General features: G+C 52.9%; 16 protein-coding genes. 8 read left to right on the plus strand and 8 right to left on the minus strand.

Going from position 1 to position 23,318, the window contains the following annotated elements; all coding sequences use genetic code 11:
- Window positions 1-194: 194 nt before the first annotated feature.
- From upp to G7Y44_RS07520, 3 genes are all read right to left on the minus strand, one after another.
- Window positions 195-824, minus strand: coding sequence for a uracil phosphoribosyltransferase (gene upp / locus G7Y44_RS07510; RefSeq protein WP_165248757.1), 630 nt, complete (start codon window positions 822-824; stop codon window positions 195-197).
- 142 nt (window positions 825-966) lie between these two features.
- Window positions 967-6,099, minus strand: a complete 5,133-nt coding sequence (locus G7Y44_RS07515; protein WP_165248759.1) for an FG-GAP repeat protein — start codon at window positions 6,097-6,099, stop codon at window positions 967-969.
- A gap of 203 nt (window positions 6,100-6,302) precedes the next feature.
- The gene (locus tag G7Y44_RS07520; RefSeq protein WP_165248762.1) at window positions 6,303-6,761 is read right to left on the minus strand and encodes a pyridoxamine 5'-phosphate oxidase family protein; all 459 of its coding nucleotides are present in this window, start codon (window positions 6,759-6,761) and stop codon (window positions 6,303-6,305) included.
- Between the two features lie 434 nt (window positions 6,762-7,195).
- Here G7Y44_RS07520 and G7Y44_RS07525 point away from each other — a divergent pair, with 434 nt between their 5' ends.
- The 5 genes from G7Y44_RS07525 to G7Y44_RS07545 all read left to right on the plus strand — a co-directional run bounded on the left by G7Y44_RS07525 (window position 7,196) and on the right by G7Y44_RS07545 (window position 12,110).
- Entirely contained in the window at window positions 7,196-7,972 is a 777-nt protein-coding gene (locus G7Y44_RS07525; protein ID WP_165248764.1) for an SDR family NAD(P)-dependent oxidoreductase, read from the plus strand.
- 401 nt (window positions 7,973-8,373) lie between these two features.
- Entirely contained in the window at window positions 8,374-9,198 is an 825-nt protein-coding gene (locus G7Y44_RS07530) for a response regulator transcription factor (protein WP_165248766.1), read from the plus strand.
- A 202-nt stretch (window positions 9,199-9,400) separates the two neighbouring features.
- Entirely contained in the window at window positions 9,401-10,399 is a 999-nt protein-coding gene (locus G7Y44_RS07535; RefSeq protein WP_165248768.1) for an ABC transporter ATP-binding protein, read from the plus strand.
- Window positions 10,392-11,177, plus strand: coding sequence for a hypothetical protein (locus tag G7Y44_RS07540; protein ID WP_165248770.1), 786 nt, complete (start codon window positions 10,392-10,394; stop codon window positions 11,175-11,177). The genes G7Y44_RS07535 and G7Y44_RS07540 overlap by 8 nt, the downstream gene beginning before the upstream one ends.
- Window positions 11,178-11,198: 21 nt before the next feature.
- Window positions 11,199-12,110, plus strand: a complete 912-nt coding sequence (locus G7Y44_RS07545) for a sensor histidine kinase (RefSeq protein ID WP_241159223.1) — start codon at window positions 11,199-11,201, stop codon at window positions 12,108-12,110.
- Between the two features lie 58 nt (window positions 12,111-12,168).
- Here G7Y44_RS07545 and modD read toward each other — a convergent pair whose 3' ends face one another.
- Window positions 12,169-13,014: a ModD protein gene (gene modD / locus G7Y44_RS07550; protein WP_165248772.1), complete on the minus strand. Its 846-nt coding sequence runs from the start codon at window positions 13,012-13,014 to the stop codon at window positions 12,169-12,171.
- 298 nt (window positions 13,015-13,312) lie between these two features.
- On the opposite strand from modD, the gene G7Y44_RS07555 reads away from it, so the two are divergent.
- Both G7Y44_RS07555 and G7Y44_RS07560 read left to right on the plus strand, forming a co-directional pair.
- Complete coding sequence (locus G7Y44_RS07555) at window positions 13,313-13,513, plus strand: helix-turn-helix transcriptional regulator (RefSeq protein WP_165248773.1); 201 nt, start codon at window positions 13,313-13,315, stop codon at window positions 13,511-13,513.
- A gap of 41 nt (window positions 13,514-13,554) precedes the next feature.
- The gene (locus G7Y44_RS07560; protein WP_165248775.1) at window positions 13,555-14,088 is read left to right on the plus strand and encodes a hypothetical protein; all 534 of its coding nucleotides are present in this window, start codon (window positions 13,555-13,557) and stop codon (window positions 14,086-14,088) included.
- Between the two features lie 5 nt (window positions 14,089-14,093).
- Here G7Y44_RS07560 and G7Y44_RS07565 read toward each other — a convergent pair whose 3' ends face one another.
- The 4 genes from G7Y44_RS07565 to G7Y44_RS07580 all read right to left on the minus strand — a co-directional run bounded on the left by G7Y44_RS07565 (window position 14,094) and on the right by G7Y44_RS07580 (window position 21,173).
- Entirely contained in the window at window positions 14,094-16,595 is a 2,502-nt protein-coding gene (locus G7Y44_RS07565) for a lectin like domain-containing protein (RefSeq protein WP_165248777.1), read from the minus strand.
- Window positions 16,596-16,883: 288 nt separating this feature from the next.
- Window positions 16,884-17,675, minus strand: a complete 792-nt coding sequence (locus tag G7Y44_RS07570; protein WP_165248779.1) for a MerR family transcriptional regulator — start codon at window positions 17,673-17,675, stop codon at window positions 16,884-16,886.
- 499 nt (window positions 17,676-18,174) lie between these two features.
- Window positions 18,175-18,381 (minus strand): hypothetical protein, encoded by a 207-nt coding sequence (locus G7Y44_RS07575; protein ID WP_165248781.1) that lies wholly within the window; start codon window positions 18,379-18,381, stop codon window positions 18,175-18,177.
- A 1,136-nt stretch (window positions 18,382-19,517) separates the two neighbouring features.
- The gene (locus G7Y44_RS07580; protein WP_165248783.1) at window positions 19,518-21,173 is read right to left on the minus strand and encodes an FAD-dependent oxidoreductase; all 1,656 of its coding nucleotides are present in this window, start codon (window positions 21,171-21,173) and stop codon (window positions 19,518-19,520) included.
- 382 nt (window positions 21,174-21,555) lie between these two features.
- On the opposite strand from G7Y44_RS07580, the gene G7Y44_RS07585 reads away from it, so the two are divergent.
- Entirely contained in the window at window positions 21,556-23,028 is a 1,473-nt protein-coding gene (locus G7Y44_RS07585) for a helix-turn-helix domain-containing protein (protein WP_165248785.1), read from the plus strand.
- Window positions 23,029-23,318 lie beyond the last annotated feature (290 nt).

Raw genomic sequence — 23,318 nt, forward strand, 5'->3', positions numbered from 1 at the left:
ATTCTCCCTCAAAGCCGTACGGCGAACTTTTTCCTTGAATGCATAAAACAAACAATTATTTTACCATCTCATAACGCCGCACATAAAACGGCCATTCGCGCACGATAATCTGCGCAAAAGCTGCGAAAAAAGCAAAGTTGCTCAGTTGGCTGCACAGGCGGCTCGATATGCCGAAGGAGTCGCTGGGATCGATTCTACTTTGTGCCGAATATGCGGTCGCCTGCATCTCCCAACCCAGGAACAATATAGGCATCTTCGTTAAGACCCTCATCGATAGCCGCCACGTAAATATCCACGTCAGGATGAGCTTTTTGCATAGCGGCAACGCCTTCGGGAGCTGCCACCAAGTTCATGAGACGGAGATTCGTGCAGCCGCGGCTTTTCAGTGCACTCACAGCATCTATGGCGCTGCCGCCGGTTGCCAACATGGGGTCAACCACGATTACAATGGAGTCCTCAACCCGCTTCGGCATTTTAAAGTAGTACTCCACCGGCTGATGGGTTTCCTCATCGCGATACATGCCGATGTGGCCCACATGCGCAAACGGCATAAGCTCCAGCATACCGTCAACCATACCAATACCCGCACGCAGGATGGGCACGATCGTGATGAAGCGCTGCTCAAGCTGCGGAAACATGCCTTCGCACAAGGGAGTTTGCACGCTCACTTGCTTTACGGCGAAATCACGCGTCACCTCATAGCCCATAAGCAGCGATATCTCTTTCAGGAGCTGCCGGAAGTCCTTCGAGGATGTATCCTCGCTGCGCATATGCGACAGCTTATCGAGTATCAGCGGATGAGACATAACGTGTACTTCGCTCATAGAAGCATCCTTCCGTACGGTCTTTCGTTTTCGCATGCACCCGTTATAGCAGCTACCGATCGTAGGCAAGCCGCCACTCGCAGGAAAACAACAACCGCACGGAAGGAGAGCGCACTGCTTTCAGCCTCGCATTCAACACTCGCTACGCACGTCGCCGCACGAGACGAATTACCGCCGCAATCATCGCCGAAACAGCTGCCACAAGTGCAAACGTAATAACGAATTTGTACGTGGTATCTCCCGTTTCGACAAGTGCGGCAGGTTTCTTGGTGCCACCTGCGTTTGGATCCTTCCCGTCTAACGGAGGATTACTTGTGCTACCGCCACCGCCACCGTCGCCATCCGGCGGGGTCACTGGCCCAGCCTCAGGCTTCGTTTCGGCTTTGCCCAAAGGATGCGTAACGCCTGTCAGCTCCACCGATTTTTGCGACACAACACCTGCCCCGTTGGTGAGACGTAGCGTGTACCAGCCGTTTTCTAGGCGACCGTCATCCAGGGGTTTTTTGTCTGACCCTAGTGTGGGATCGGCCCATTCAGCTATGTAGGTGATACCCTTCTTGTAGCTGTTGCTCACATCAACAAAACCGCTCGTAGCATTTTGCCCACGGGCGATCTCCACACGGCCCACATCCGACGGCCCCGTTGAAGGCCAGACCATAATGGTACGGGTGCCATTGTTAGCACTGGAACCATTTTCGTCGACACCGTTGATGCACCATATGGCCATATCGGGCACTTGCGAATCCTTCGCGAACACAACAGCGCGCGCATCGAAGAGTGGGTCGTTAACACTCTGAGCAAGCGCTATGACCTTATGTGTTCCATCGGAAAGCGGACTTATCGTTTCGCTGATCCGTCCTTCTTCGGCCCCAATCATCTGTAGCGTTTTCTCATTATTGGCAGGGGATGCCAAAAGTACCGAACCAATATTCACATTCAATGCGCTGAGATTCAGCTTCGCCCCCGCATCCGTTATCCACAAAGGTGTATCAACAGGCTTTGTGTCGGTTGCACCCGTGTTTGCGGCACTCTCGCGGGAATCCGCACCCGCAGTGACCTCATTAGCATCTTCACCCTGCACTTCCGCGCCCTCAGATGTCGGCGTCTCTTTAGCAGCTACGTGACTTATACGCTCGTCGCTGGCAAGCGTCGTGTCATCAGAGCCGACTAAGCTCATGCCCCAATCGCTAAACTCAATTGCCGTGGGCGTCACAGGGCCATCAGGGTTGTCTGGCACGCTCGGATCAACTGGTGTCAAAGAGGTGGCTTTCACCGCAATATCGCCATGTGCCTCACTGATAACCAAAACCTTTCCGTCATCAAACACCTTGACACGCGGATCGCTTGTAATGTCGCTGGCAATTCCGTCACGCGTTTCGGTCACCTGCCACGAGTCAACCTGCCACCCGTTAAAGGGCAACGCGATGAAATCGAGTTGCGAACCATCGGTAAAAAGTGCACCGTTGGAAAGCGCATGCTTCCAACCCGTTTCAGCACTCACCGACCGCGCTGCCATCAGCCCCCACGGGTTGAATTCGTCGAACGTCACCGTAAACGAGTCAACTTGCTCGGTTTGCGCTACAGCCGTGCAGGAGTGTTTGCGCTGTGAGTCGGTAATGCGGTACGAGTACGATGTATCGGAGAGAAGCCGCTCATCAGTTCCGTTGCCATCGGGGCCACCCTGGTCGGTGAATGTTTCCGTAAAAACAGTCGGCGAGGTTTCGTCCAGGTTTGGTTTCTCGAAGGTGTGGATGGTTTGCCATTGACCTGTTGTGGAGTCCAGTCGCTCAAGCAGATAGGCGCTATCGGAGTTATCAGCCCCCCAAGGAATATCCGCCGCGATGTCTACGGTATGTGCCGTAGTATCAGCGATTTTTAAGCCGCGCGGCGTTGCCACTCCGTAACGCACATTTTCGGTATCATATCCCACCACGACATACTCGCCTACAGAGTCATTGTTGCTCATCGGGTCTTCTATGGTGGTGTAAGTTTTTTTGCCAGCATACATCGTCATCGACATGCCGTAGTCGTTCCACTCTTCGGTCAGACACTTCACATCACCCTTGTAGGCTTTACCGTTGTATACCGACTTCCCGCCATTTCCGGAAAGGTTCATACCAAACGCCAGCGTGAACTTGTTGAAACGCGAGCTTTCCTCGAACTTCAGGCCCATCTTCAGATTCAAAGCACACGAACCACCATCGGAATTCTTCCAGGTACTCAGCAGCGACTGACTACTTGAGCCGAAATCGTTGCCGTAGTCGAGCGCAAGCGGTGTGTCGGTCAAATTGAATTCCGAAGTATCTAGTCCGTCGAGACGTGTATAGGTTTCGGGCTTCCCTTTTGTGTGGGGCATCAGCGTATCCGCTTCGGGCAAAAGCGCAAGCCGAGGCGTTTTGCTAGACAATCTTTCGTTGAAAGCACTTATAACCTTGTTGTAATTAATAGCCTGTTCATTATACGTCTCGATGGGCACAATTTTCACGTTGGGAGCATTAGGTGCACGCATGACGGCAAGGTCGAGATATTGATGGGCGCCAGGCCGCAGCACTTCGTAATAGTACAAGTCCATGGGGGTGCAGGTTAGCACCACACTGTCCTGCCCCTTAGAAATGTTCACAGAATACTGCTCCTCATGGGTTTTCGAGCCCTTGTACGAAGGAGTTACCCCAAACCCGGGCGTCTTTCCCACCTTCATCGAGTTCTTACCAGCTTCCGCGCCATACAATATGTTGAAATCAAACGACACCGATGCACTGGCACCGTACTCCACCGTGTTACCCTCAATGCGAGTAAGTGCCGTTGAACCCGAATCATAGCCGCCGGTTGCAAGAGACACATCATAGCCGGTTGCAAGAGACACATCTTCAAAGGAAGGCGGCGCCTGAAGAACCGACTCCACCACAGGCTCGGTGTAGACAAACTCATGTCCTACCAAGCGCAGGTACATGGAGTCCCGATCTTGGGAGAAGTCTGAATCCATATCTGAATCCATACCCCAATCGAGGTTCGCCAAGAATGGAACGATTGGCGAGTTCTTACCCCAGTCGAACTCTATTTTATCTTCTTTATCGTTGCTCCAGGAAAAATCTACGCTGCTGCCATTGTCGTGGTAGGTATAACGATCGATGCGCATCCTGTCGCCGTAATCCTTTGTTTGGTCGAATAGCGCTGCCTGATAGAGAAGCTCGGCACCGTAATAGTCCATCATGGTAGCAAGACCCGCATCGGACGACTCACAGTTGGGAACCATGTCCTCAGCTACAGTAGGCTCGGACAACATCAGCAAAAGGTTATTGTTATCCAGCTCGTTGAAATCCTCATGAATTCTGCCGCGCCACGGCGTAAACGTCCCACTCCCCTTGTCATAGCCGTAGAAGTAGCTTCCGAAAAACACCTGGTCGTTGGTATTGTTGTCCACGTATCCCGTTAGGCTTAGGCAATTCAGCGGCACTGTCCAGTTCGAAGTATTCGTATAGCGCGAAAGGTTGTAGGACGCATAGTTGTTTAATCTGCTTTTGTAGAAGGTACTGTCTGCGTCCTCATAGTACAGCGAGGTATCCTCATCGGCTTTATGACCGGCAAGCTTGCTGCCCGTTGTTTTATGCAGCCCGTTGTCGTCAGTAAGCCAGGTGAACCCGTACACGTTTTCCATGTCCAGGTAGCCGCTCGTTCCGTCCGGGCTCGCACCGTTCGCTGGGTCTACACTCGCACCGCTCTCTTCACCTGAATTCGCACCGCTTGCTTCGCCTGAACTCACATCACTTCCGTATTCAACCCACTCAAGATAACTCAGATACAGCTCGCCTTGCATGGCATTTGACCCTGCGTAGCCGCCCACTACCAGTTCTGGGTGGCTATCGGCGTCAATATCGCCCACCGAAACCGAGGTCATTTGGGTGCTCGGCCCGCCAGCGGGTGCCCAGCGTGCACTTTTTTGAGCAGTGTTCGGCTGGGTAACGGTGATCGTCTTGGGTTCCTGGAAGTGATTCTTAATATTGAACTGCAGATCGGTTCCCTCAATCGTCTGGACCACCTGGATACCCGAACAGTAATTCGATCCCGCCGTAGGGTCGCCCGCCTGGAAGGCAATGATAATCTCTGCCTTGCCGTTTCCGGAAAGATCGGCCACTTCAAGCGATGCGGGCAGGTAGACGTTGCCAACCTGCGCGCCGTAATTTTGCAACGGTGCGGTATCAACAGGTATCGGCTGATGGTAGAAAAGGAGTTGGTCGGTTTCGCGCTGTTTCTCTCCTAAGCGCTGGGAAGCTTGCCACCCTTCGGGTAAGGAGATATCGGCATCCATTCTGGCCTGTTTAATGTAGAAGGAATACCACACATCCAGCCAAGGCTTGCCGTTTTCGTCGTAGCAGAACATCACAAGGTCTTCGTAGCCGTTGCCGTCAAGATCGCCCGATTTCAAGTGATAGAGGTTGGGCTCCTGTATTGTGGCACTGTATTTGTCGTGGTCGAGCTGCTTGTACGATTCCGCACCGTCCGTGCGTGTATAGAAACTGCGACCCGGATCAAAGACGGCTATGTTTCCCGTCTGATAATCTTCAGGTACTACTCCGCCGTAGCAGGATCCTTCGCCGTACGAGGCATTGTAGACCCTTACCTTACCGTCACCACTGAGCACTGCAAGGTCATCAAGGCCATCGTGGTCTAGGTCAACCGGAGCGACAGCTCCTATAGTCCCGCCTTTAGCTGCGAAGTCGTAGTAGAGGCTTCTCCAGTGCTTCGTGTTGTCAACATTTTCTGCAGTGGTTTTCACTATGTCGGAAAAATACATGGGAGATGTTATGTGGGAAGAACTCGAGCTATAAGGGTCGTACGTTAGCCAGCCGTACTCCAGCGGCGTGATGCCGACCCAGCCGTTCACGGGGTTGTCGGTGCCGCATTCTTCCGACACCGTGTTTTTGCGCGTGGTGTCAAATCCCATCAGACTTGCGCTCGACAAGCTCGAGTTGTCAGCGACAGGTACCAAGGTGGTACCGTCGTTGAGGGTTTCTCCGTATTCGAGGGATTCCTCATCGGCAGAGACGGGCTGTGTGGTGCTTGAGGTGGGTGCTGTAGTATCTGCTTGTGTTGTGTCGGATTGCTGCACACCTTCGTTAGAAGAGGAAGGCTCCGCCAGCGCCCATTGCGTAGGAAAAAGCGAAGCCACCAGCGTGCAGACGATTAGTATTGATACGAGAGAAGCAAGATCAGGCATACCCTTTGCACGAAGGGCACGGAAAGCACGAACCTTAAGGGCGGGCGTTTTTCTCATCATGAGAGTAACCTCCGAATCCGTTATGTTGGAGGTTCAAGTGTAGCAACCGCTCTAAAAGAAATGCCTTTTGAACAGGAACTTTACCTACGCTTGCGCATGCATGTGAACAGAAGTTCAACCTCGCTCATAGCTTGTACGCAGATACTTTACAACAACGCGAGGATGTACGACAGTGTGGCTCTTTGACCCATCTGTTCGCCCCGCTACGCATGCCGGGCTTTTCCCGTTATTGCTGTGGGCGTTAATTTCCACACAGCGGTGCGCTTACTACTTTTGGCAAGGGCGTCTTCGAAGTTGCCTACGTTCTCAGGAGCGTAGCGCGCGGCAATAGCGTACAGCGCGGCGGTTCGCTCGTCGGTATCTTCTACCAGCGACACAACACCGCACGCGACGGCGCTGGCGTAGGTGGTGGAGTACTGCTCGGGCAGGGGTACGACGTCAGTCACGCCCGTAAGGCAAGCGGCAGGGTTTGCCTCTATGATCTTGGTTTTCTCGCCATGCTTGGCGGAATGGAAGTACACAGTACCGTTCAGCACCACATGCGATACCGGCACCGCATAAGGCGCACCCTCGCAGTCGACAAGCGAAAGCACGCCGTAAGGGCAGCGCCCTAACACGTCCCAGGCAAATTCCGCGGTTTGTTCCCTATCCTTGCGACGCATGTTCGGGGCCTTTCTCTTCATAACTTCAATCAGTGTTTCCTTATGATCCACTTGCCAAGCTTATCGCTAAACAGCTGTTTCTTGAAGGGTGCCAGCGTGCCCGTGGGCAGTTAACACTTTTGCGGCACCGCAATGCCTGTAACGCTTACGCACAACGAAGACGCACGAGAAACGTAGATACAACAAGCCCATAACTTTCGTCTACGCTCAGCTCAGATCAGTTCAGATTCCCAGACTATCGTGATAAAGCTATGGGGGAGGGTAAACACAATGATGCGATACTAAGCACAATTTGTCACCCCTCTATTCTCCATACCATTCACAGTTTCTCTTTGGCGAAGTTAGGCGTCCTTTTACGGTTTTGTACAGCCATCTTTAACCATAATGCGATATAAATCACGTGGGTGTATCTCCAAAGAGAAAGAAGGAATCGTATGAACAAGGACTATTTCGATCTGACCGGTCAGGTGGCAATCGTTACGGGTGCGTCGGGGGGCCTCGGCGTGCAGATGGCCAAGGCGCTGGCCAACCAGGGTGCTAAGGTTGTTGTGATGGCGCGCCGTCAGGAAAAGATCGACGCGGTGGCCGCTGAGATCGCCGAAGAGTTCGGCGTGGAGACGCTCGCTATCCGCTGCGACATCACCGACACCGAAAATGTAAACGCCGCCGTGGCAGAAGTCGTTGAGAAGCTGGGCCGCATCGACATCCTTATCAACAATGCGGGCACGGGTGCCGTGGCTCCTGCTGAAGACATCACCGACGAACAGTTCTCTAACGAAATGGAAATCGACCTGTTTGGCAGTTTCAAGGTTGCCCGCGCCGTAGCCAAGCAAGCCATGATCCCGGCCAACTACGGGCGCATCATCAATATTGCGAGCATGTACGGCCTGGTGGGCAACAAAGTTGCCGGCAGCGCTCCTTACCATGCGGCAAAGGGTGGCGTGGTGAACCTTACGCGCGCACTAGCTTCCGAATGGGGTAAGTACGGCATCACCGTGAACTCCATCTGCCCTGGCTACTTCTACACTCCGTTGACCAAGGAAACGCTCGACAGCGATTTCTTCCAGCAGAATGCCAAGACCATGATCCCCGAAGAGCGCTACGGTAACGAGGGCGAGCTCGACACGGCCGCCGTCTTCCTGGCGTCTCCGGCTTCGAGTTACGTTACGGGTGTGCAGCTGCCCGTCGACGGTGGCTACACCTGCATGTAGTAGAAGCGAGCATAGTAAACAGCACCGAAAGGGCCGCATGAGATGTGCGGCCCTTTCGCTTTACATGCTTTATTCGACAAGCATCCATTTCCAGGCGGGAACTTGCCTGACGGTGCGCCCGTTGTTCCACTGTGACCTATGGGCAGACGCGGCTGTGCGCCTGTGCTCCTGTGCGAATTCCGGCCAGATGCCCCAATGTGACAAAGACTCACGCTACGTGGCATAATGACGCAGTTCGAGTCGTCGTTTGGAAGAGTATGCGTCAGAAGCGGCTGTTGCTTTAGCTCATTGAGTGATGTATGACATTTGGTGTGACCCCCTCTGACACAGACATATGCAGGGAGACAGTGTGGTATTAGCTGGTCTTTGGCACACGTTAACACACGAAAGGGGTGCGATCGATGTCTGGAAGAGAAGCAGACTCCCGTTTTGCCTGGTCACATCACGCCAAAATTCTCGTGATCGAGGACGATGCGGCTATTAGTGACGTGGTGTGTTCGACACTGTGCGGGGCAGGATTTTGCTGCATCCCTGCCTATTCGGGTACGGAAGCTCGATTGCTGCTTGATCAAAAGGACGTTTTCGACCTCGTGATTTGCGATTTGATGTTGCCCGGCATTCCCGGTGAAGAAGTAGTCTCGCTCATCCGCACGAAAAGTGCCGTTCCGATACTTGTGACCTCCGCGAAGGCGCAGGTGGTCGACCGCGTGGCATTGCTTCATATGGGAGCCGATGACTATCTGGTCAAACCGTTTGATCTCGACGAACTTGTTGCACGTGTAGAAGCGCTCATTCGGCGCTCGATGCGCCCCGTCGGCGTTTTAGGTGAGAGCACAGCGCCCAAGCTCGCCAGTTCATCCAATTCCACCAGCCTCACCGCGAACTCATCTGCCCCTTCCCAAACATATGGGAAGTGGAAGCTCTACGAAGACGCGCGAAAGCTCGAAGCTGCAGGCACCCCTGTCAAGCTAACCCGCACCGAGTTCGATATTGTTGCCGCGCTCATGCGCCGTCCCAGTAAGGTATTCACCAAGCGCGAGCTCTACCGCGAGGTGTGGCATGAGGACGCCGCTGTTGAAGAGAAAGCTATCAACACGCACGTCTCCAACATCCGGACGAAACTAAAAGGAACAGGCACGGAGAGTTACATCGAAACCGTATGGGGCATTGGCTTCAAGCTAGCGGAGCTGGAAAAGTTGGAAGAGCTGTCGGAGTTGGAACAATGACTCAGCCGGCGTTCGCCCAGCTCGAAAGACAAACAGCCAAAAGGTTGTCTTCAACAGCGCGCTCCTTTGGCGCGCTTTGTCATAGGCCATCCAAAAAGCATGCCGAATCTTGTAACTTTCTTATAACTTCACGGAAGGTTCGTAAACCTTTGCCGTCCATACTCGAATCATCGAGAGGAACGATGGTTCGAAAGGAGAAGGAATGGACGCAATAAGAACGTCTGACCTGACGAAGACGTACGGCGCCAAGCGTGCTGTTGACAACGTGAGCTTGCATGTGGGCGCAGGCGAAATCTATGGATTTGTCGGGCGTAACGGTGCTGGCAAATCGACCGTCATGAAGATGCTCGCAGGGCTGGTGTTGCCCACGGCGGGCGAGATCGAGATTCTGGGGGAGCGGCAGGCGCCTGGGAGCACGAGTCGCCGACTCGGCGCGCTCATTGAGAACCCGGGTGTTCATCCGGGGCTGTCCGCTCTTGACAACGTTATGGTGCGCGCCCTTGCGCTTGGTGTTCCCCAGGCGAGGGTAGCGAGCATGGACGCACTTGAGATCGTAGGCCTGGCACCGGTTGCAAAGAAGCTCGTCAAAACTTACTCGCTGGGCATGAAGCAGCGCCTCGGGCTCGCGCTTGCGTTGGTGGGGTCACCCGACGTACTGCTGCTCGACGAGCCGTTCAATGGGCTAGACCCACAGGCGGTGCGCGAGGTGCGCACAACCATCGTGAACCTTGCGCGGGCTCGCTCCCTTACGGTGTTCGTCAGTTCTCACGTACTTGACCAGCTTGAACGCATGGTTACCCGCTACGGAGTAATCCGCGACGGGCATCTTGTACGCGAAATGAGCGCGGCGGAGGTCGATGCCGAATGTGCCGACTACTTATCTATTCGCGCGGCAACGCCCCAGCTTGCTCTCGCAAAGCTTCAGGAAGCGTTCCCGACAGCGCGCTTTTCCGTGATGGAAGACGATGCGATCCGCGCGGAAGGCGAAGTATCAGCTGAGGATGCGGGGCGCGCGTTGTCAGAGGCGGGAATTCCCGTCACGGAGCTGTTCGTTCACGAACGTGACATCGAAGAACTATTTGTGGGGTTGATGGGTGCCGACCTGGCTATGCTTGGTTGCGACAGCGCCGCTTGGTCTCAGGCAACGAATGCCAACAGGCCGCGCGGGTTCGCTGGGAAAGAGGGTGGTCAGGATGCTTAGCATGGTTAGATCGCTTCTCTATCGTATCGTGAAGTTACGCATCTTCGCTGCCTTCATAGTAGTCATCCTTCTCTGTGCTTTGTTTACCCCCTTTATGCTGTGGCTCAACGAAGTGTGGCCCACCTTTGCCGCCACGGGGATTGTTGAACTTCCCGATGGGCCCGCGCCGGCGCTCCAGCTGTACGGATTTTCCCTTGTTGGAGGCTCATTCCTTTCTTCCGTTATCTGCTTGATGGTGGGGTGCCTTGTGGCATACGATTTCAACTTCGATTTCGTGAAGAATCTCGTTCAAGCAAAAGGTGGCAGGTTATCCTATGTTTGTGCGGCGATGATAAGTGCAGTTGTCCTTACCACGATCGTCGTTGCGGCGGGAACGGCTGTTGTGGCGCTCGCGCTGTTTCTGCAAGACATTCCGCTGACGCCCCCCGAAGTTGGCGAGGCTATTCAATGGTTTATCCAGGTGGTGCTCTGTATATCTGCCTATGCGTCCATAGCTGTTTTTCTCGGTATCGCCACGGGTTCTGAGACGGTTGCGTGCATTGGTGGGGTGATTTTTGGCGGAGGTGTGATTGAAGCAGTCCTGCAAATGATCCTAGCCAATGTGCCTGGTCTGCCCGTTTTCATACGCGACTGCCTTGACGGGTACCTTGCTGCTGATTTAGATGTGCTGACCCAAGGAATCGTATGTGACCCGATGACGTACGTGCAAGCGGTGGTGACGCTGCTCGTCGTTGGAATTCTTACCGCTCTCGTCATGCGGCGCAGGAGTCTGGGATAAGGTGTACTGGAAGGAGAGTCCATGGACGGGGTGCTGGCAATAGCGGTGCTTGTTGTGGTGATTGCTGCGACGGCAGTCACCGTCGCACTCTACGAGCGAGAGCTCAAGCACATTGCGTACTTCCTGCGCCGTAGCGATCGCAGTTCCAACGAGCGGGCAACAGTAGGACTCTCCACGCCGGGCATCTCGTCGGTGGCTGCTGCCGTGAACAGCGAAATGGACAAGCTGCGCGATGAGCGCTCCGCCATGGACGAGCAACAAGAAACGTTTCGGCGCGACCTTGCCGCTCTCTCCCACGACATCCGCACCCCCCTTACGGGTGCGCAGGGGTATCTTCAACTTTATGAACGAAGCTCTGACCCCGAAGAACAGGCCCGCTGCTTGCGCGAGGCGGCTTCGCGTCTTGCGGCCATGCGCGAGCTCACCGATAAGCTATTCGAGTATTCGAAAGCGGTCGACACTGACCGGCCTTTGGAGTTGGGGCCGGTCGAGGTCCTTCCTGTTCTTGCCGAAGTTCTGGCAGGCGCGTATCCTCAGTTTGCCGCACGCGGTTGGGAAGCTCGCATCCACTTCGAAGATGAGGACGTAACGATTCTGGGTGATGAAGAATCGCTTGCTCGCGTGTTCTCGAACTTACTGTCGAACTCCCTACGGTATGGTGCATCTGCCCCAGCTATCACGCAGGAAATTGTGCCCGAGGAAGGCGACATGTTGGTTGTTATTTCGGTTTCCAATGAAGTAACGGACCCCAATTCAATTGAGACAGATCGGCTGTTCGAGCGGTTCTATCGCGCCGACGGCGCACGCGGCGGCGGCGGATCGGGCTTAGGTTTGGCAATTGTTGCGAGCCTTTGTTCAAACATGGGAGGTTTCGTAGAAGCGCGTCTCGAAGGGAACAACCTCACTGTTGTCGTGAAACTTCGATCCGCGTAAGCGTTACAGGCATTGTGGCGCCGCAAAAGTGTGACCCTCTGACACGTGGGCACCCGTCCTATAGAGAAGGGACCATGCGAGCACTCATGTCCATTGGTTTAGCTGCGAAAGGTGCTGTGGTTGCCAGACCATCTACTCCGGTGCCTGCATACTCTTCGACATTCTTGAGACCGATACCACCCGCCGCGATAAGCGTGATATGGCTGTTCACGGCCCGAATTTGCTCGACAACGTCTTTCAACTCTTCGGCAGGTATTTTGTCTAACTGGATACCATCGACGCCCGCTTTTGCTAAATCTAAGGCATGGTCTACCCCGGATTCGACAAACAACTTCTTTTCTATGCAGCGCGCTCTGAACTCAGGCATTCTTTCGATGAACGCATCGAAACCCCCCAGGAACGCGAGATGCTGCTCAAACACCAAAACCGTTTCAGACAGTCCTAAGCGATGCGGATAAGCGCCACCTATCATAACTGCCTCGGTCATGAGATCCTTCACGCCCGGCATGCTCTTACGAGTCGTGAGTATTTCGCAGTGCGGGTTTGCCCTATGAGCTGCATCAACCATCTTTCTTGTCATCGTTGCGATGGCCGACAGATGATCGAAAACGTTGAGGCATACCTTCCAAGCAGCATGAAGATCGGCAGCTGACCCCTCAACTACCAAGAAAACCTCGCCGCTTTTCAGCTTCGCGCCGTCATCGCGTCCTTCGACCACACGACATCCGATACGCTCCATGATCTGTCTCACAACGCTCGCACCAGCCAGCACGCAATCCTCACGCGTGAAGTATTCCATACGACCTGAACAATCACCTATTCCCAGAACCATGCTTGTCAGGTCGATGTAGGGTATGTCTTCCTCGATGAAGCGATCTATGCGCTCAGTCGGTATTCTTATCATTGAAACTTCCTTTTCTCGTCATGCGACGCTACGCGACAGTGAGTACACGAACCTATTGTCCCAAAATGAATGGAGAGGGGCAAAAGAAAATAACTGTCCTTGTTGTCCTGTGCCCATTGTCCGTATGCATTGCCCCGTACCTATAGTTTCGTGCCCATTGTCCGTTCGCTAAAAGCTGCGGGAGCTTTCGCATGCTAGGAGAATACTGCGATGTAAAGGGAATTCTATTGACAAGCCCCCACATGCAATATATATTTGTCATGTCACATATATATTGCATGTTGAGAGGGGTGATGCCGTGGATGACGCAAAAAACGAACGCTTACGATCCGCACGTACCGAGGCGGGGCTTTCACAGCAGCAGTTAGCCGATGCCGTAGGGGCAACTCGCCAGACCATCGGTCTCATAGAGGCTGGGCGCTACAACCCAAGCCTCAAGCTGTGTACTGCCATCTGTAAAACACTGGACAAAACACTCAATGATCTCTTTTGGGAATAGGAGATGAAACTATGCTTTGCACGCGTAAATGGAACGATATTATGGGGCCAAAGGACGAAAGGCTTGAAGCCGAAGAGAACAAGGCCATGAGGATAAGCATGTACATCTTGCTTATCGGTTCGGTTTTATGTCTTTATTACGCCATCATGCTCAACCAAGTGGCTTCCACCACGCAGCATCCCATCATGACCGACTTGGGCGCAAGCCTTGTCCCCGTGCAGGTTCCTCTTACGATCACGATCCTCATTGCGGGAATTGTTTCCCTGTGGATTCAACTTAAATCGGGTGCGGTGTCCAGCTACAAGCGTTTTGCGGAAGTGGATGCTATTCCCTGGGATTACGTTGTAATATGCTCTGCATTTTGCGGTGCTGTGATAGGAGCCCTCACCTGCGGCATGCGTATCGTCGCAGAGATTCAGATTGTTGGCATTAATCAGGTTACATGGTTCGGAGACATCGCTATAGGGGCCGTATTCTTTATCATGAGCTTTGCTATCAGCTTTGTAGTTCTCGCTTACACAATCCACGATGCCATCAAGCACCGCCGTGCGCTCGATAGCGAACTGGAAGGATAGGAGCACTACCTGCTGCGACGACGCATGCGCACGACGGCAACCGCACCGGCGCATGCGGCTATCGCGGCTATGCCTGTTGCAGTTGCCGCAGACACCCCCAGCGAGTCGCCCGTGGCAACCAGCGGCTTTTTCGTCGCACCTCCCGCCGGAACAGGAGCAGGTGCAGGAGAAGGAGCTTCACCAAACACACCGAACGGCGAGAGCGTGGTAACATTCACCGCTACCTTGCCATTCGTGACGACGAGACCCTTAAACACCTCTTCTTGAGCGCCGGCAGGCAGATGCGCCACGTTCACCATCCATCCCTCATAACTCGTACCAACGTCGAACGTGAGCGCCAATGACCCCTTGAAATCAATAGGGTACTTGGTATTCTTGTCACGTAAGGCCACATCGACCGCAAGGATTCGCTGCTTTTCCCCGCCCAACTCCGCAAGAGCGCTTGTGGTCTTCTCATCCACCGCAGTTAACACCAGCTCCACATCGGCCCACTCCGGAAACTCACCGATTGCGCTTACGATAACAGTCTTGTTGCCATCAACAAAGGGGGCTGAAACAGGCTTTTCAACGTATGCCGGCTCGGGCACTGGATTTGCGTAGGCCTTGATAGGGAAGTTATCATAGTCAAAGCTGTCGGAGGGAATATCGTCTTCGTCACCAGGATTGGACGCCTTCAGCTCTGCCACAATGTCGAATAGATCCTCTGTTAACTCCCCGCTATCCTCAGTTGTAATCGAATAACTTTCTCCGGGGTTGACAATACCACACGAATACTTTGTAAGAACTCCTTTCAGGTCGGGATCATCCTCGATCAACCTCTCCCAGCCGAGCCTGTTGATGCCTTTGTCAAGCTGGACAAGATAGAATTCTCCGTCTAAACCGGGCACGGCAGCTTTCTCTGTTACCACAACCGAGTACCTATGCCCTTTCTCCACAATCACGCTCTGCGGAAGATGTACCAGGTGGTAGCCACCATACTCATACGTCAACGTGTCAGTTGCTACAAGCGTACCGTCCTTGGGACCTGTCGCATCTTTGTCCAAGAGATACATCTGGTAGGTTACCGTCGTGTTAGGGCAGGAGGTTTCGAACGACACCGAGGTGACTTCCTGACGCTCATCCGCCGTAAAAACGTTAGCCATGCTCGCCGGTAGTGGGTTCGGCAGCGTCATCGGACTGGTTGAAGGCATGAAGTCATACTGGTCGATAATGCGGTACTTTCCCTTGTCCCCCATGGTGGTGGTGTCGTAATCGAATGATTCGACGTTGTTAATGCTCTGATCGAAATAGGACAGGTAGAAGTAGCCATCATCGCCCCAGTTGAACTTGTTGGGGAACGTTCCCGATTCCGACCCCCAGCTATTCTTGACAATCCAGGCTCCGTCACAAGGCGGCGGCGTGGCACCTGACACTTGCTCCGATGTTAAAAAGTTGTCCTTCGAGTATTCGTCGTTCCACCCTACGATGGTGACGGCGTGAGTTATCGGGACAACCTCATAGGTGTAGTGAGCCCACGTTTTAGTGTTGAGATACTTGTTGTCCTCAGGCGACATGCCCGGCATATATTGGTCAGCGCAGAAGTTAATACTCACCGCACGCCCCTTGAGCAATTCGCTTTTGATGGCGTCAACGCCAGGCTGATTGAAGTGGTAGCCACCCTGACTATCAATGTCGGCAGGGGAGGGCAGCAGGTTGGCATCCTCAAGCTGTATGGAAGACATAAAGCGCCTTTTTTCGTCAACCGACCAGTCGCCTTTAGGGCTGTAGTAAACCGGATTACCTTCGCTGTCGTTGACGGTTTCCCCTTCCGTGCTGCGGTAGGGCACCTCCTTCTCGGGAACAGGACCTATTCCTGACGACAGCACCGACGTGATAGTGGGAGGCGAGCCACCCTGTTCAAGGACGATATCTGGGTCAGTTTTGTGGTTACCAGCGGCATCTACCGTGTAATAACCCTCCCCCAGCTGGCTTTGGTAGTTGGCAGAACCTGAAGCAGTAATAGCTTCCTGAGAAAGGGGTGTGTAGGCGAGCCACGCGAGGTGAAGCTCTGACAGGTCAAGCCCTTGGGAAGCCGACCAACCCAGCTCGCTTAAGATACTCGTCTCCGATGCAGCCATTGCACCGAAGCTCCAGCAGGTGGCCCAAGGGTTCTGAAACTTGACCGGAGTTACCTTGTCGATTTTGGGATCGCGCAAATCGTACGCTTTGGGAATTGCTTCCTCCGACAGCGACGCAATGCCGTTTGTCGCGCCGAATCCGTTGTTCGCGCGATTGGTCAGGAGGTCGTCTACGTTTCCCGTCGCGTTGTATTTCTGGCGCATCTCGGCGTCAACCTCGTTGAACACACGTAAGAAGCGATCGATTGCCGCGCTGTTGTCAGCTGCGGCGGCGACGGAAGGCTCGGCGCAAGCAACACCTGGCATCACAGGCACAAATACAACGGCAAGCAGAACAGCAAGTGCGGCGCGGGTTAGGCGATTAACGAAGGAAGGGGGCTGCATTTTCATCAGAACTCCTTGCGCGTATTCGTTGCGAGCACGAAACAGAACAAAAGACAGAGTCAGTGGCAGAGCAAGGGGTGAAGCAAGGGGTAGGACAAGATGATGCGTAGCTGCAAAAAATGCGTTTGCGGCTCTCTTGATTCTATCCTATTGCGAAGACATAATCCCTGTACATGCCATTCGTTCTGTTTTGAATGGCGTTACAGCTAAATCTAACTGTAACGCCATTGGTCGAGCAGCTGGTCAACGATTGTTGTGTTGGGAAAGGAATCTCACCACCCGGTATTCAGAAGTTCAGATCACACGCTCGATGATTTCAGCGAGAAGCGCCGTGGCTCCGTCACCGCAGGCCGAATCGTAATAGGTCACGAAGCGTTCATCTTGCAGGTAGCCTTTCGCAAGCGCAACGTGCGCCTGAGGGCTGTAGGCATCATCGCCCCAATGGGCGCGTATCCATCGCGCGTGCATCTCGGCCAGCTCACTTGCGTCCGCATCGCTTACCTCATCTGACAGCAACATCTCCCGCAACTTATCCTTGATAGCGCGCTCCAGGTACTCTTTGGTATCCCATTCCTCCCGACTCATGGACGACATGCGCGCATTCGTCTGGTCAATCACTTCGTCTCCGTAGCGCTTCCGAGCTTCCTTTCCATACGCTTCCTCAAAGTGCTCGACCGAGCTTTGTTTCAAAGTCTCAAAAGCCTCTTCATCTGTCATGTCCTTAACGTCCTTCCATTTCTCTATCAGAATGTCAGTTGTGCGCAGGAACGTGTTAAGACGATCCTGTTGCGCGAGCAGGCTCCTTCGGTGAAGTGAGAGTACCTTAAGCACATCGAGGTCGGGCTCCTCCATCAGTTCTTTAAGATCCCCCAAGGGAAGTCCACACGAACGAAGCGTCCTGATCACACGCAGAGCGGCGACGTCTTCTGCTCCGTAGCGACGCCAATTGTTCGCATCGCGCACGGGACTCAGAAGTCCGAGCTGCTCGTAGTAATGCAGCGTTCTCACGCTCACGCCCGCCATGTTGGCAAGCTGCTTGGCCGTGTAGCCGGTGCTTACGGTGTTGCCCGCATATCCGGTGCTCATATCTTCGGTACCTGCTTTCATATACGCTCGGTTGCAACCACAACGGATGGTAAACCCTTACGTAACGTGATACGCAAGCCTGTTCGCATAACGGAAGAGCGAGAAAAAAGAGACTTCGCCAGTTTCTGTGAGTGATGAGAGTCTGTCAAGGATCGTCTCATGACACACGCTGTGCATTCTACGCAGACGAGCAAGGGAAATGTCCAGGAGAAGCCCCTGATCTCGTAATCCATACGGTCCCGAAGACCATGCCCTTAGGCAACGTGGGTTAGCATACAGGGATTGATAAAACCTGGCGCCAGAGCCACAAAGAGAAAGGGGCTTCCCGACGAATGAGTATAACACCTACGTGGGGATGGATGTCTTATCAACCATGCTACTCAGCGCTTTCTCCTCAGTTACCATCATGGTATACTGCAGACACCGGCAAAGCCCGAGGCCCTTAGCTAGGTCGGGCGGCGCAGGTTGTTTTGATTAAGGGTCAGCCGCTAACTGACCCTTACTCTTTGTTCCCTTCGTCGTCTTCTCGTTTATGCTCCTTCCATGTTCTCCATATCTCAAGTATGAAGAGGGCAACGGTCGAAACCATCGCCAACACGTTCAGGGCTTCATGGATTACACCCATAAGGCACCGCTCCTTTCGAAGCGCCGCCCACGTTCGGACTTTGCCAGTCTGTCTATGATACTCCTTAACCACAAAGCCCATAATGGCGAACTCTTTAGTGATCACATTCACCCAGGTTCAATGCCGCTAACTGGATCCTCTTTCGTTTTCCTGCGTATTACGTTTTTCCGGTGTGGTGTTCCACGGCGCGTCGGTGCGCGCTTGCGCGAAAAATCAGTGCGGGCGGGATCTCATGACCACACCCACACCTGTGGTTCCGTTAACCTGGCTTGCAGTTAGCCTATATTGCTCATACGCTTGCGCATTGATTCGTCGTTCTCGATGTGAATGGCATAGGAGTTATGAACAATGCGATCTAATGTGAAATTCTATATTTTGTGAAGCTATTCAGAAAGTCATCAGATCAAAACGGAATAACCTTCAAACAACTTAGACTTCACCAGTTTTTGTAGGTGATGAGAGTCTGTCAAGGATCGTCTCATGGCACACGCTGTGCATTCTGCGCAGGCAAGCAAGGGAAACAGATGACACAAAGAGTCAAAAGGTGGACGTTTTTTCACGATGTACATGATTTTGCAAAGTTAGCCAAAGCGTTCGCCACTTTTTCTACGAAATGCATGGTGTAACGCAGCCGATAAAGCCCACCCTGTACACACCACAGTTTTGGAGAAAACAGGGGTTGTCTCTGAACAGAGAAAACGTAGTAGCTCCTTCAATGAAGAAAGAACAGTGTCCATTCTTCCCTCACCTAATCGTACATTTCGTAGAAAAACTTCCCGAAGAAACGATTAGCTTTGTACGATCGCGTATTTCGCGGGTTTCCTTGCATGTTTGACTAGCAGCAGCAGCGACGTACTTCCGTCTTTTCAGACACCTCTTCGATGCTTCCCAAAATCACCTGTGCTGTTTTGCCACATGCCAAATATCACTACAATGAAATCTTACAACAATAGGGGCCATATCCGCTGGTCATTAGCGAATAGAGCCCCTTACAACTGTCAAACTTGAGCGAACACTACTTCACGTACTTCAGAGCCTTAACCTGACATTTTTGGAGACTTCCGAGCCTTAACCCCTAACCATCGGCAAGACAAGGTGTTCATAGTGTCGCTCAATGCACGTGCACTCTGATGAAAAGAACAGTCCGAAACCTGAAACGCAAACGCGAGATCCCAGACAGGGACCCCACGTTCGCTTTCAATGAACAATACGTTTGTTTACTCCATCTTTCCTGCAATCCTCCAAGCAGCAATGCGCCCAGTCAAAAGTGCACGACTCACGCTCATGCAGGGAGTAACCATTCTCTGAACCAAACCTCCGTAGAAGTTCCCTGAGCAGTTACCGGCAGCCCAAAGCCCTTCGATTGGTTGGAAGCTATCATCGAGCACCTGCATGTCTGCGTTTACCTCAAGGCCACTGAGAGTGGTCAGACAGGTGGCCTGACGTGCTATGGCATAAAATGGTGCTTTCGCGATCTTTTTCACCTTACTGCCAAGTTTACCGAAATCTGGCTCGTAGTCGTAACCACCTTCAGCAAGCTGATTATAGCGCTCGACCGTCGCCTTAAATGTATCTGCAGGAACTTCGATCAACTGCGCTAGTTCCTCAAGCGTATCCGCCTTAAGAATATTGCCTTCCTCTAATGCTTTGGGAATCAGCTCGGACCAGTCGCTGTTCTGGGTCATACCTGTCGTTCCCATGTCTGGCATGTCATTCAAGTAGTTGTCATCGAAGATCTGATAGTGCATGCAACCTGGTTGACGTACGTCTTGAGCCCACACCTCGTCGTAGTTTACATCTTCATTGGAGAAACGCTCTCCGTTCTTGTTCACGCGGAGCCACGGAACCGGAGTCCCTTTCAACGTCGGCACAGCAACACCAGGATCGTAATGAATATTTGAGCAATGCGGTGCACGTTGAATCTGGCCGCCCGCCCACAGGCCCATTAGAATACCGTCACCTGTAGTGACATCTGGACGTGAGTACCCAATACCAAGACCAATGGTCTGAGGCATCAGATCATGGCGCATCTCTTCGTTACCTTCATAGCCGCCAGTAGCCAGAATCACACCTTTGGTAGCATTGCATAAAATGTACTCACCGTTTTCATTTTGAGCAACAACACCAGTCACTCGACCAGTTTCATCTTGGCGAAGCTGCTTGGCTGGCGTATTATAACGCACCTCCACCTGACCTTCCGCTGCGGCATCTTCCACAAGAGCCGTGGCAATAGCCGCCATGCGGCTGCCACCAATACCTCGCTCACCGCGTGGTAAGTGAGCAACGGGATATGTCCGATGCCACTCGTTGTCAGGCTCCACGGGACTTTCCACCATGAAAGGCCCCAGTTCAGTGTCTTTGTATTTGTTTATAATCCAATCGGCCATTTCACCGCTATAGTTCACCCAATTTCCGAGTACCTCCCAACTTCCAAGGTTGTTCCCACCATTGCGCTGTATGTCTCCAACAATTTCCCAGCCGTTCACATCGATACTCTGCTCCTTCTGCAAAGAAGAGCCAACAGCTGCAAATCCAGACCCATGGGTAAATACGCACTCCACTTTCTGTAGCAGGATGACCGACATCCCTTCTTCAACGGCGGTAGCCACAGCAGCGGCGCCTGCGTTACCGGCTCCGCATACAACCACATCAGCTTCGAGCGTCTCCACGATTTCGGAGTCTGTTATCTCGGCAGGTTTATCTTTGTAACTCGACTGCTGCACCGATGCAGTGGAATCCTCCTTGGTTTCTTCGGCGGTGTCATTTTGAGGTGAACATCCCGCCATACAAGACAATGCGGCAGCTCCTGCCAAAGTTGCCGATCCCGCCAGAAAGTCTCGACGCGAGCACTGCACTTTGTTCATCTTGCTCATAAGATCCCTTTCTCTCGCTGAAGTAAGCGCGTTCTTTTGTGGCAAACCCTTACGGAGACTTGTCACAACGCTGACCACTCGAAAACCTTATGCGCTAATACACGATTCGAAACGCTACCTTTCGGTCCAATTTACCGGTAAGCCTAAACTAAAAGGACTAGACCCTCATTTATAAGGGAATACACTGGTTAACATGGCTGAAAGAGAGAAAGATGAGCAAAAGAAAGGCGCTACAATATACTCGGAAGGGGATTCCGTCAAAAGATCTGATTAGCTTGCTTTGCTCGCAGTATTACTGCCAGGCAAAAGAAGATGGTTTACGAATGGGGTGCACGTGGACTCTCGAAAACGCGGTTTAAGCGCACTGCTCGACCGTTGGCCCATGATGGGCTATCTGTCCCTCGGACTGCTCTATGGATGGCTCGATGTTGTGTCTGGATCGTTTTCTCTTGTGGACGCCACCTCTCCTTTGACGGCCGTAAATCACAGTGCTTTGTTGTTTATGCTCACCTTGGTCACGGTATCGTCTGCATTTCTTGCCGCCTTCCTGCATCGCTTTGTCGATCCTTCTTTTCTCGCGCGGAACTCTTATATTGGATTTGCAGTGTTGTTGTCAGTTGGTACCGTTATCAGCAACTGCGTTGACGAGGGTATGCTGGGCACCGAGTTCTTGGTAGTGGGCGCCCTATGTGGAGGTGTAAGTGTTGTATGGGGTTTTATTGGATGCGCTCGGATTTATGCTCGTCTATCATTGAGCGAAATTGTCTTATATGCGTGCCTTTCGAAAGTAGTAGGTACGCTGGTCTATTTTGTGATTCTTCCACTGCCAACCATACTTGCCACCATAAGCATGGTTGTCGTCTCCTGTGCTGCAATGCTTCTTTTGGGAGCCGTTCGCAACGAAAGAGCAATTGATTATAGGGGTGATCTCAACAAGCGAGAAAACACTCCCTTGCATACCTCATTCGGCGTATTATCAAGCCCGCATGCCCAGTGGGTAGCTGCCGGCGTACGCAAGAGTAGCGTCTACAAACTTGCTTTGGTGTGTTTTGTTATCTTCTTTGTCACCGAGCTGACGAAAAGTGCGCCACTTGCCTACGCTGACCAGGGAAATGCGGTCACATCCTATTCGCTCATACATTTCGGGACGTTGGCACTATGCGCGACAGCAGCGTTGACCATAGCCATGCATCAGGGGAGAAACAGTCGGCTTGTCTCCAAGGGTTTCTACTTCGCCGTAGCGACGCTCGTCTCCTTCTTCGTTTTGCTTCCTTTTCTGGCACCTCAAGCACCTATGGTTTCATGGGTATGCGGATCGTTGCGAAACCTGCTAGACGCCGTTGTTTTCTCGCTTTCCGCCATCGTGTACCGCAAGCTAGAAGGCTCTTCTGTCTCCCAAATCTATGCTCTTATCGGGGGTTTCCATAGTCTGGGTAGCTTCTGTGGTCGTCTTTTTATCAGCTTCATGCAGCTGGATCAATCGCCGTACATGCTCTATGTATTGTTAGGTATTGATTTGCTAACGATACTATTATTGTTCGTCGCGTTCACACCGAAAGATCTGGAGAGCCTGCTGTCGCCTGTCGGGTCTAATGACGGAGAGCTTTCCGATGACGACTCAGTGGCTGATGCTATTCCTTTGGAATTCGCCAACGAAGTTGGACTGACTACTCGAGAGACCGAAATATTCTCATTGTTAATCAGAGGATACACTACGGTCTTAATTTCCGAGAAGCTACACATCTCTCAAAGCACCGTCAAGTCACATTTATCGAAGGTATACCTGAAGGCTGGAGTGAGCACACGAGGGGAGCTTATTGTCGCCATGGAAGACTACCGCAACCGTAATCGATAGACTTACAGGAAAAATGCTAACATTAGCGCCCCTACGGATATCGCTTGAATTATTGGACGGCGGTAGGTTGAATTAGTCATGACCACCGGCATAGCCGGTGGCTTGATTGGGCGACCCTGTAAGGGTCGCGAATGCCGGCGGCGGCAAGCCGCGATGGCCCAGCGCACTCTTGCCGGCCGCCCCTAAAGGGGCTGCGTTCGCACCTTACCGGTCGAACCCGCCGCCGTCCTCCTGATCTTTTATGTACTTCTTTATCGTGGCCTCGTTCAGCCCGACGGTGCTCACGTAGT

The organism is Adlercreutzia sp. ZJ141 (genome assembly GCF_011038965.1).
GTDB lineage: Bacteria > Actinomycetota > Coriobacteriia > Coriobacteriales > Eggerthellaceae > ZJ141.

What these genes read in the sequence shown, in the direction of transcription:
- upp (WP_165248757.1), bottom strand. Translation starts at nt 824, where the DNA reads ATGAGCGAAGTACACGTTATGTCTCATCCGCTGATACTCGATAAGCTG.
- G7Y44_RS07515 (WP_165248759.1), bottom strand. Translation starts at nt 6,099, where the DNA reads ATGATGAGAAAAACGCCCGCCCTTAAGGTTCGTGCTTTCCGTGCCCTT.
- G7Y44_RS07520 (WP_165248762.1), bottom strand. Translation starts at nt 6,761, where the DNA reads ATGCGTCGCAAGGATAGGGAACAAACCGCGGAATTTGCCTGGGACGTG.
- G7Y44_RS07525 (WP_165248764.1), top strand. Translation starts at nt 7,196, where the DNA reads ATGAACAAGGACTATTTCGATCTGACCGGTCAGGTGGCAATCGTTACG.
- G7Y44_RS07530 (WP_165248766.1), top strand. Translation starts at nt 8,374, where the DNA reads ATGTCTGGAAGAGAAGCAGACTCCCGTTTTGCCTGGTCACATCACGCC.
- G7Y44_RS07535 (WP_165248768.1), top strand. Translation starts at nt 9,401, where the DNA reads ATGGACGCAATAAGAACGTCTGACCTGACGAAGACGTACGGCGCCAAG.
- G7Y44_RS07540 (WP_165248770.1), top strand. Translation starts at nt 10,392, where the DNA reads ATGCTTAGCATGGTTAGATCGCTTCTCTATCGTATCGTGAAGTTACGC.
- G7Y44_RS07545 (WP_241159223.1), top strand. Translation starts at nt 11,199, where the DNA reads ATGGACGGGGTGCTGGCAATAGCGGTGCTTGTTGTGGTGATTGCTGCG.
- modD (WP_165248772.1), bottom strand. Translation starts at nt 13,014, where the DNA reads ATGATAAGAATACCGACTGAGCGCATAGATCGCTTCATCGAGGAAGAC.
- G7Y44_RS07560 (WP_165248775.1), top strand. Translation starts at nt 13,555, where the DNA reads ATGGGGCCAAAGGACGAAAGGCTTGAAGCCGAAGAGAACAAGGCCATG.
- G7Y44_RS07565 (WP_165248777.1), bottom strand. Translation starts at nt 16,595, where the DNA reads ATGAAAATGCAGCCCCCTTCCTTCGTTAATCGCCTAACCCGCGCCGCA.
- G7Y44_RS07570 (WP_165248779.1), bottom strand. Translation starts at nt 17,675, where the DNA reads ATGAGCACCGGATATGCGGGCAACACCGTAAGCACCGGCTACACGGCC.
- G7Y44_RS07575 (WP_165248781.1), bottom strand. Translation starts at nt 18,381, where the DNA reads ATGGGCTTTGTGGTTAAGGAGTATCATAGACAGACTGGCAAAGTCCGA.
- G7Y44_RS07580 (WP_165248783.1), bottom strand. Translation starts at nt 21,173, where the DNA reads ATGAGCAAGATGAACAAAGTGCAGTGCTCGCGTCGAGACTTTCTGGCG.
- G7Y44_RS07585 (WP_165248785.1), top strand. Translation starts at nt 21,556, where the DNA reads ATGATGGGCTATCTGTCCCTCGGACTGCTCTATGGATGGCTCGATGTT.